The sequence below is a fragment of the Ruminococcus sp. N15.MGS-57 genome, from assembly GCF_000980385.1.
GTDB classification, from domain to species: Bacteria; Bacillota; Clostridia; order Oscillospirales; family Ruminococcaceae; genus Hominimerdicola; species Hominimerdicola aceti.
On the sequence record NZ_LARF01000153.1, the window covers coordinates 1 to 332 of the forward strand.

Here is a 332-nt window from a genome sequence, read left to right on the forward strand (position 1 = left end):
TGTCGTCAGCTCGTGTCGTGAGATGTTGGGTTAAGTCCCGCAACGAGCGCAACCCTTGTCACTAGTTGCTACGAAAGGGCACTCTAGTGAGACTGCCGGTGACAAACCGGAGGAAGGTGGGGATGACGTCAAGTCCTCATGGCCCTTATGGGTAGGGCTTCACACGTCATACAATGGTCGGAACAGAGGGCAGCGAAGTCGTGAGACGGAGCCAATCCCAGAAAACCGATCGTAGTCCGGATTGCAGTCTGCAACTCGACTGCATGAAGTCGGAATCGCTAGTAATCGCGGATCAGCATGCCGCGGTGAATACGTTCCCGGGCCTTGTACAC

General features: G+C 55.4%; 1 rRNA gene. It reads left to right on the forward strand.

Annotation, left to right across the window (positions count from 1 at the left end):
* Positions 1–332, forward strand: a 16S ribosomal RNA gene (locus WS40_RS11055); the annotation flags it as partial.